The organism is Deinococcus rhizophilus (genome assembly GCF_030271215.1).
Classification (GTDB): domain Bacteria; phylum Deinococcota; class Deinococci; order Deinococcales; family Deinococcaceae; genus Deinococcus; species Deinococcus rhizophilus.
This window is the reverse complement of the sequence record NZ_JASNGB010000163.1, coordinates 1-6,932: the sequence shown is the minus strand read 5'-3', so window position 1 is coordinate 6,932 and position 6,932 is coordinate 1. Positions and strand designations below refer to the sequence as shown.

At 72.1% G+C, this 6,932-nt stretch carries 6 protein-coding genes and 1 pseudogene; 4 read left to right on the top strand and 3 right to left on the bottom strand.

What is annotated here, in order from left to right; translation table 11 throughout:
* Nucleotides 1-208 (top strand): annotated as a pseudogene (locus tag QOL99_RS13745) (alpha/beta hydrolase family protein); the annotation flags it as partial.
* A 49-nt stretch (nt 209-257) separates the two neighbouring features.
* Here QOL99_RS13745 and QOL99_RS13740 read toward each other — a convergent pair.
* The gene (locus tag QOL99_RS13740) at nt 258-1,616 is read right to left on the bottom strand and encodes a 3-oxoacid CoA-transferase (protein WP_285524641.1); all 1,359 of its coding nucleotides are present in this window, start codon (nt 1,614-1,616) and stop codon (nt 258-260) included.
* Nucleotides 1,617-1,743: 127 nt separating this feature from the next.
* Nucleotides 1,744-3,030 carry a thiolase family protein gene (locus QOL99_RS13735; protein WP_285524639.1) on the bottom strand — a complete coding sequence of 429 codons (1,287 nt, stop codon included), beginning with the start codon at nt 3,028-3,030 and terminating at the stop codon, nt 1,744-1,746.
* 223 nt (nt 3,031-3,253) lie between these two features.
* Here QOL99_RS13735 and pgi point away from each other — a divergent pair, with 223 nt between their 5' ends.
* Nucleotides 3,254-4,915, top strand: a complete 1,662-nt coding sequence (pgi, locus tag QOL99_RS13730) for a glucose-6-phosphate isomerase (RefSeq protein ID WP_285524637.1) — start codon at nt 3,254-3,256, stop codon at nt 4,913-4,915.
* A 238-nt stretch (nt 4,916-5,153) separates the two neighbouring features.
* Here the strand turns inward: pgi and QOL99_RS13725 are convergent, their stop codons facing one another.
* Entirely contained in the window at nt 5,154-6,227 is a 1,074-nt protein-coding gene (locus QOL99_RS13725) for a GTP pyrophosphokinase (protein ID WP_285524635.1), read from the bottom strand.
* 66 nt (nt 6,228-6,293) lie between these two features.
* On the opposite strand from QOL99_RS13725, the gene QOL99_RS13720 reads away from it, so the two are divergent.
* The gene (locus QOL99_RS13720; RefSeq protein WP_285524634.1) at nt 6,294-6,614 is read left to right on the top strand and encodes a hypothetical protein; all 321 of its coding nucleotides are present in this window, start codon (nt 6,294-6,296) and stop codon (nt 6,612-6,614) included.
* Nucleotides 6,611-6,932: winged helix-turn-helix domain-containing protein (locus tag QOL99_RS13715; RefSeq protein ID WP_285524632.1), on the top strand; the 322-nt coding region annotated here is incomplete at its 3' end. The genes QOL99_RS13720 and QOL99_RS13715, both read left to right, overlap by 4 nt.

The following is a 6,932-nucleotide window of genomic DNA, read 5'->3' as shown; positions in this document are numbered from 1 at the left end:
GGCCGCCCGCAAACTGGGGCCGCGCCCGCTGCTGATGCTCAACGGGCGGCACGACCCGGTGATCCGGCCCGAGCAGGCCGGGCGCCTGTATGCCGCTGCCCCCGGCCCCAAGGACCTGCGCTGGTGGGAGGGCGGCCACGCTGTTCCCGCCGGAGCGGTGGACGAGGGGGCCGCGTGGCTGGCGGGGCAGCTGGGGGCGGGGAGATAGAGAGGCCGCCTGGGTGCGCTTTCCCAGACGGCCTTTTTGGGAGGACCGCCTAGATCGTCGGCCCGGCCACCCGCTCCGCGAACCGCGCCGCCGTCGTCGCCCGGACCTCCTCCAGCGTGGCCCCCGGCATCAGCCCGGTGAGGGTGAGCTCCCCCTCCAGGAACTCAAAGACCGCCCTGTCGGTGATCACCATCTCTACCCGGCCCCGCGCGGTGAGCGGCAGGGTGCATTCAGGCACCAGCTTGGGCGCGCCGCCCGGCTCGGTGTGGGTCATGGTGACGATCAATCGGCGGGCACCGCCCGCGAGGTCCATCGCGCCGCCCACGCCCAGCAGCGGCTTGCCGGGCACCGCCCAGTTCGCCAGATTTCCGGCCTCGTCCACCTGCAGGCCGCCCATCACGGCCACGTCGACATGCCCGCCCCGGATCATGCCGAAGGAGGCCGCCGAGTCGAAGTAGCTCGCGCCGGGGAGCGCGGTCACCGGAATCTTGCCCGCGTTCACCGGGTAGTCCATCGCGCCGCCGCCCTCGGGGGCCGGGCCGACGCCCAGCATGCCGTTCTCGGTGTGGAGGATCACCCCGTGCTCCGGCGTGAGCAGGTCCGCCACCAGCGTGGGAATCCCGATGCCGAGGTTCACCACGTCGCCGGGGCGCAGTTCCTGCAGGGCCCGCCGGGCCATGTGCAGCCGCGCCGGGTCCACCTTCTTCGCGCCGCCCTTCACGTCCGCGCTGGAGCCCAGGTCGTCGGGGGTGAGGCTGGCCTGCACGAGATAGTCCACGTACAGCCCCGGCGTATGCACCTGCTCGGGCGCGATCTCACCGACCTCCACGATCTCCTCGACCTCCACGATCACGAGGTCGGCGGCCGTGGCCATGGGCGGGTTGAAGTTCTGCTCGGTCAGGCGGTACTGGAGGTTCCCCGCCCGGTCCGCCCGCCACGCCCGCAGCAGCGCCACGTCGCCGTGCAGGGCGGGCACGAAGACCATCTCCCGGCCGCTGAGCACGCGCACGTCGGCTCCCTCGGCGATCACGGTCCCCGCCGCCGTCGGCGTGTAGAAGCCGCCGATTCCGGCCCCACCCGCCCGCAGCGCTTCCGCGAGGGTGCCCTGCGGCAGCAGTTCGACCTCCAGCTCACCCGCCTGGTACGCCTTCACCGCTTCGGGGTTGGAGGTGAAGTAGGAACCGACCGCCTTCCTGATCTGCCCGTTGCGCAGCAGCCGCCCCCCGCTGAGGCCGGGTTCGGAGACGTTGTTGGCGACATAGGTGAGGTCGCCCGTCCCCGTCTCCGCGAGCGCGTGCATCAGGTGAACCGGGTTGCCCGTCATCCCGAAGCCGCCGACGAGGAGGGTCTGCCCGGGTTTGACGAGGCGGGCGGCTTCCTCCAGCGAGAGGACCGGGACCGTCTTCACGCGGTCACCGTCCAGTCCGGGGCCAGGACGGAAGGGCACCGCCCCGCCCCCTCCCTTCCCGGTGACCGCTCGGTTCCTGCTCCTTCCAGTCGGGTTGCGGCCCTCCTGGGGAAGTCCTGCACCGGAATCACGCCTCCACCCGCTCGATCAGGGCCGCCTCGCCCTGGCCCACGCCCACGCAGAGGGTCGCCAGGCCGTAGCGCCCGCCCCGGCGCCGCAGCTCGTGCGTGAGGGTGGTCACCAGCCGCGCCCCGCTCATGCCCAGGGGGTGGCCCAGGGCGATGGCCCCGCCGTTCACGTTGACCCGCGCCGGGTCCAGTTCCAGTTCGCGGATGCAGCCCAGGGCCTGCGCCGCGAAGGCCTCGTTGAGTTCCACGAGGTCCACGTCGCCCAGCCTCATGCCCAGCCGCTCCATCAGCTTGCGGGTGGCGGGCACCGGGCCGAGGCCCATCACACGCGGGTTCACACCCGCCGACGCCGCCCCCACCCAGCGGGCGAGCGGCTGGATGCCCAGCTCACGGGCCTTGCCCGCGCTGGTCAGGACGAGGGCCGCCGCACCGTCGTTCAGGCCGGACGCGTTCCCGGCGGTCACGCTGCCGCCCTTGCGGAAGGCGGGCCTCAGCCCGGCCAGCGTCGCCTCGTCGGTGGCGAGGGAGAAGGTGTCCCCGTCGCGCCTGGCGCGGGGATGCTCGTCGGTGTCGAACACCGTCACCCCCTTGCGCCCCTTCACCTCCACGGGCACGATCTCCCCCCGGAAGGTGCCCGCGTTCAGGGCCGCGACCGCCCGCCGCTGCGACTCCAGCGCGAAGGCGTCCTGCTCCTCGCGGGTGATCTCGCCGCCCGCAACGCCCCCGGCGCGGCTGCGCTGCACGATGTTCTCGGCGGTCTCCCCCATCGCCTCCAGCGGGAAGAGGGCCTCCATCGCGGGGTTCGGGAAGCGCCAGCCCAGCGTCGTGTCATAGGCGGTCACGTTGCCGTTGGCGAAGGGCTGGGTGCCCTTGCCCATCACGAGGGGCGCGCGGGTCATGCTCTCCACGCCGCCCGCCACGTACACGTCGCCGTCGCCGTTGCGGATGGCGCGGGCGGCCGTGTTGATCGCCGACAGCCCCGAGGCGCACAGCCGGTTGACGGTCAGCCCCGCCACCGTGTCGGGCAGGCCCGCGAGCAGCGCGGCCATCCGCGCCACGTTGCGGTTGTCCTCGCCCGCCTGGTTCGCGCAGCCCAGGATCACTTCCTCGATGAGGTCCGGCGACACACCCGCCCGCGCCACGGCCTCCCGGATGACATGGGCGGCGAGGTCGTCGGGGCGGACGGTGGAGAGCGAGCCGCGAATCGCCCCGATGGGCGTGCGGACGGCGGAGACGATGACCACGTCGCGGTCCTGGAGGGGCTGGGCTGGAGAGGGCTGGGGCATGGGGGGCACTTCCTTTGGGAAAGGGGGGAGAACCTGAACTGGACGAATCGCCCGCCATTCAAGCGCGGAAGGGGGCCAGATTTCCAGCCGGGAGCGGGCGGCCGGGAAGGGAGCCGCTTGCCACTTGCCAGGTCACGCGGCCCGTCCGGAGTCCCGCCCGTCCCCAACCTTCGCCCAACAGCGGCTCTCCCAGCCCGCCGGGAACCGCTGGTATGCTCCCGCCATGAGCGACCCCGCCCCCCGCCCGGCTCCCTCCAGAACGCAGCTTCCCGCCTGGCAGGCCCTGGCGGCCCATCACGCCGAGGTCGCGGGCCTGCACCTGCGCGACCTCTTCGCGGCGGACCCGGAGCGGGGCGAGCGGCTGACCGCGCAGGGGGCCGGGCTCTTTCTCGACTATTCCAAGAACCGGGTGACAGACAAGACGCTGCGCCTGCTGCTGGACCTCGCGCGGGAGGTCGGCGTGGAGCAGAAGCGCGACGCGATGTTCGCGGGCGAGCGCCTCAACGTGACCGAGGGCCGCGCCGTGCTGCACACCGCGCTGCGGGCACCGAGGGACGCGGTGGTGATGGTGGACGGCGAGAACGTGGTGCCCGGGGTCCACGAGGTGCTGGACCGCATGGCGGCCTTTGCCGATGCGGTGCGCTCCGGCGAGTGGCGCGGGGCGACGGGCCAGCCCATCCGCAATGTCGTGAATATCGGCATCGGCGGCTCGGACCTCGGCCCGGTGATGGCGTCGGAGGCCCTGAAGTTCTACGCCGACCGGAACCTCACCCTGCGCTTCGTCTCCAACGTGGACGGCACCGACCTCATGGAGAAGACCCGCGACCTCGACCCGGCCCAGACGCTGTTTATCGTGTCCTCCAAGACCTTCACCACCCAGGAGACGATGGCGAACGCGGCGAGTGCGCGGACGTGGCTGATCGCCGGGCTGGGGGACGAAAGCGCCGTCGCCCGGCATTTCGTCGCCGTCTCGACCAACGCGGAGGCGGTGCAGGGGTTCGGCATCGACCCCGCCCACATGTTCGGCTTCTGGGACTGGGTGGGCGGGCGCTACAGCATCGGCAGCGCGATCGGCCTCTCGCTGATGATCGCGGTGGGGCCGGGGCACTTCCGCGAGCTGCTGGCGGGCTTCCACGACATGGACGAGCACTTCCGCACCGCGCCGCTGGGGGCCAATCTGCCGGTGCTGCTGGGCCTGCTGGGGGTGTGGTACCGCAACTTCTTCGGGGCACAGACGCACGCGGTGCTGCCCTACGACGGGTACCTCGCGTATTTCCCGGCCTACCTCCAGCAGCTCGACATGGAGAGCAACGGCAAGCACGTCACGCTGGGGGGTCAGGAGGTGGACCACGACACCGGCCCGGTCGTGTGGGGCCAGCCGGGCACGAACGGGCAACACGCCTTCTACCAGCTGATCCACCAGGGGACGACGCTGATTCCCTGCGACTTCATCGCCTTCGCGCAGAGCCTCAATCCGCTGCCCACCGCGGGGGGACCGACCCACCACGACCTGCTGACCGCCAACGTGTTCGCGCAGACGGAGGCGCTCGCCTTCGGCAAGATGCGGGAGGAGGTGCTGGCCGGGGGCGTCTCGCCGGAACTCGCCCCCCACCGCGTCTTCGAGGGCAACCGCCCCACGAACACGCTGCTGGCCGGGCGGCTGACCCCCCGCGTCCTGGGTGCCCTGATCGCCCTGTACGAGCACAAGGTCTTCGTGCAGGGCGTGGTCTGGGACGTGAACTCCTTCGACCAGTGGGGGGTCGAACTCGGCAAGGTGCTCGCCGGGCAGATCGTGCCGGAGCTGACGGCCGGGGCAGAGCCGGAGCTGCGGCACGATTCGAGCACGAACGCGCTGATTCGGTGGTACCGGGCGCGGCGGGGATAGGGGCCGCCCTCATACGGACTGCCGTCCAGNGAGCTGCGGCACGATTCGAGCACGAACGCGCTGATTCGGTGGTACCGGGCGCGGCGGGGATAGGGGCCGCCCTCATACGGACTGCCGTCCAGTTCCTTTCCTTCCGGGACACCACCGGAAGGAAATCCATCTCCCGGAACCCGCCCTTTCTCCTTCTCGCCTCCGCTCGGATGGAATCACTTCGTAGGCGATTCCATCGGAGTCCGTGTCAGTCCCCCGGCGTCATCTCCCGCGCGTACACCGCCCGCACCGTGTCCGCCATCTGCGCCGCCGAGCCGCTGAGGTCAAGGAGGTTCACGACCTCGGCGGGGTCGGTGTCGGGGTTGGCGCAGGCCCGCAGCAGGCCGTAGTTCACCACGCACGAGCCGGGGCGCAGGCCACCCGCCGGACGCCACAGCTCGCGCAACTGGGGCAGCAGGGCCGTGGCAAAGCGCACCACGTCGTCCCCGCCCCGGGTCAGTTCCTTGTGCAGCAGGCCCACCGAATGCACGCCCACGTGGTGCAGCAGGCTCGCCAGCCGCTGCGGGCGCTCGGGGTCCGTCCAGCCTGAGAGCAGCGGCACGCCCAGTTCGGCGGCGATGCGGGCGTCGAGGTCCCGGATGGGCGGAGCGTCCAGCAGGTAGGTCATGCTGGGGGCGTCGATAAAGACGCTGTCGGGCGCCTCCGTGACGCGGCCCGGCAGGGTGGCGGCGTAGTCGCGGCTGAGGCGGTCGAGCGCCATGAACTCCTCGTCGGCCATCTCCAGCAGCCCGGCGAGGCGGTAGAAGCGGCGGCGGACCTCGCGCGGCACGGCCTCGCGGCTCTTGTAGCCCAGGTCGTGCTCGATCTCGGCCCAGGCGTGCTGGAGGATCGAGCGGATCTGCACCTCGTAGGTCAGGCCGGGCAGCTCGGGCACGAGGTCGGGTTCGGCCCGCAGGACGTAATGGACGCCGAGGTACCCGAAGCGGTCGGGGTCGTGCATGCGCGACTTGTCGTTGGAGTTGTGCCAGTCCACGAGGTGGTGCTGCTCCATCAGGCGGGCCACCACGTCCACGTCGCTGGCGAAATAGGTGATCACCCGCACGCCCACGAGGTCGGTCACGTCCGCGAGCTGCGCGTAACGCCCCGGCTTGCGCCGCAGCTTGTCCGCGAGGCTGGCGGGCTTTTTCACCCGTCCGGTGATGTGGTGGATCTTGAGGCCCTCCCGGGCGAGCAGCCGGGTCGTGTGGTCCACCACCGCGTCCCGCAGCCGCTCGTACTTCGGCAGGGCGGCCTCGTAGGCCCGCAGCAGGTCGCTGTCCATGATGGGGGCCATGATAGGCGGCGGGCATCACGGCGGGGGCCGACATGAGGAGGGCATCATGCGGGGATGACGTCCCCGACTCCGGCCATCGCCTTCCGTGCTCCCGGCCGCATCCCCTATCCCGGCGGCTGCGTGCTGGAACCCGGCCCCTACGCGCTGGACTACCTCCTGAAGTGGACAACCGACGTGACGGTCGCGGGCACCCTCTACCCCGACGCGCCCGTCTTTGGCCTGCTGCGCGGGGTGCTGGCGGACCCCGCCGCGCACGGCGTGACACCGCAGGAGGCTGAAGCCGCCCGCGACCGCTTCCTTATGCTGGCGGGACAGGCCCTCGCCGCCGAGGGGGGCGACCCGGCGTGGCTGGAGCGGGAGTTCGCCCGGCCGTGAGGGGGGAGGCCGGGCTGCCCGCCGAGTTGCCCCCGTCCCTGCCCGGCGAGGCGCTGCACGCGCGGGTCGCCCGCACCCTGCGGGGGGTGATCGTGGCAGGCACCTTGCCGCAGGGCACCCGGCTGCCGGGGCACCGTGCCCTCGCCGGGCGGCTGGGGGTGTCGCGCAACACGCTGGTGGACGCGCTGGAGCAGTTGGAGGCCGAGGGCTACCTCCAGACCCGTCCGCGCAGCGGCACCCGTGTGGCGGTGCCCGCGCCTCTTCCACCCAGTGCCGCGCCCGCGCCGCTGCCGCTGAGCGCGTGGGCCAGCCGTGCCC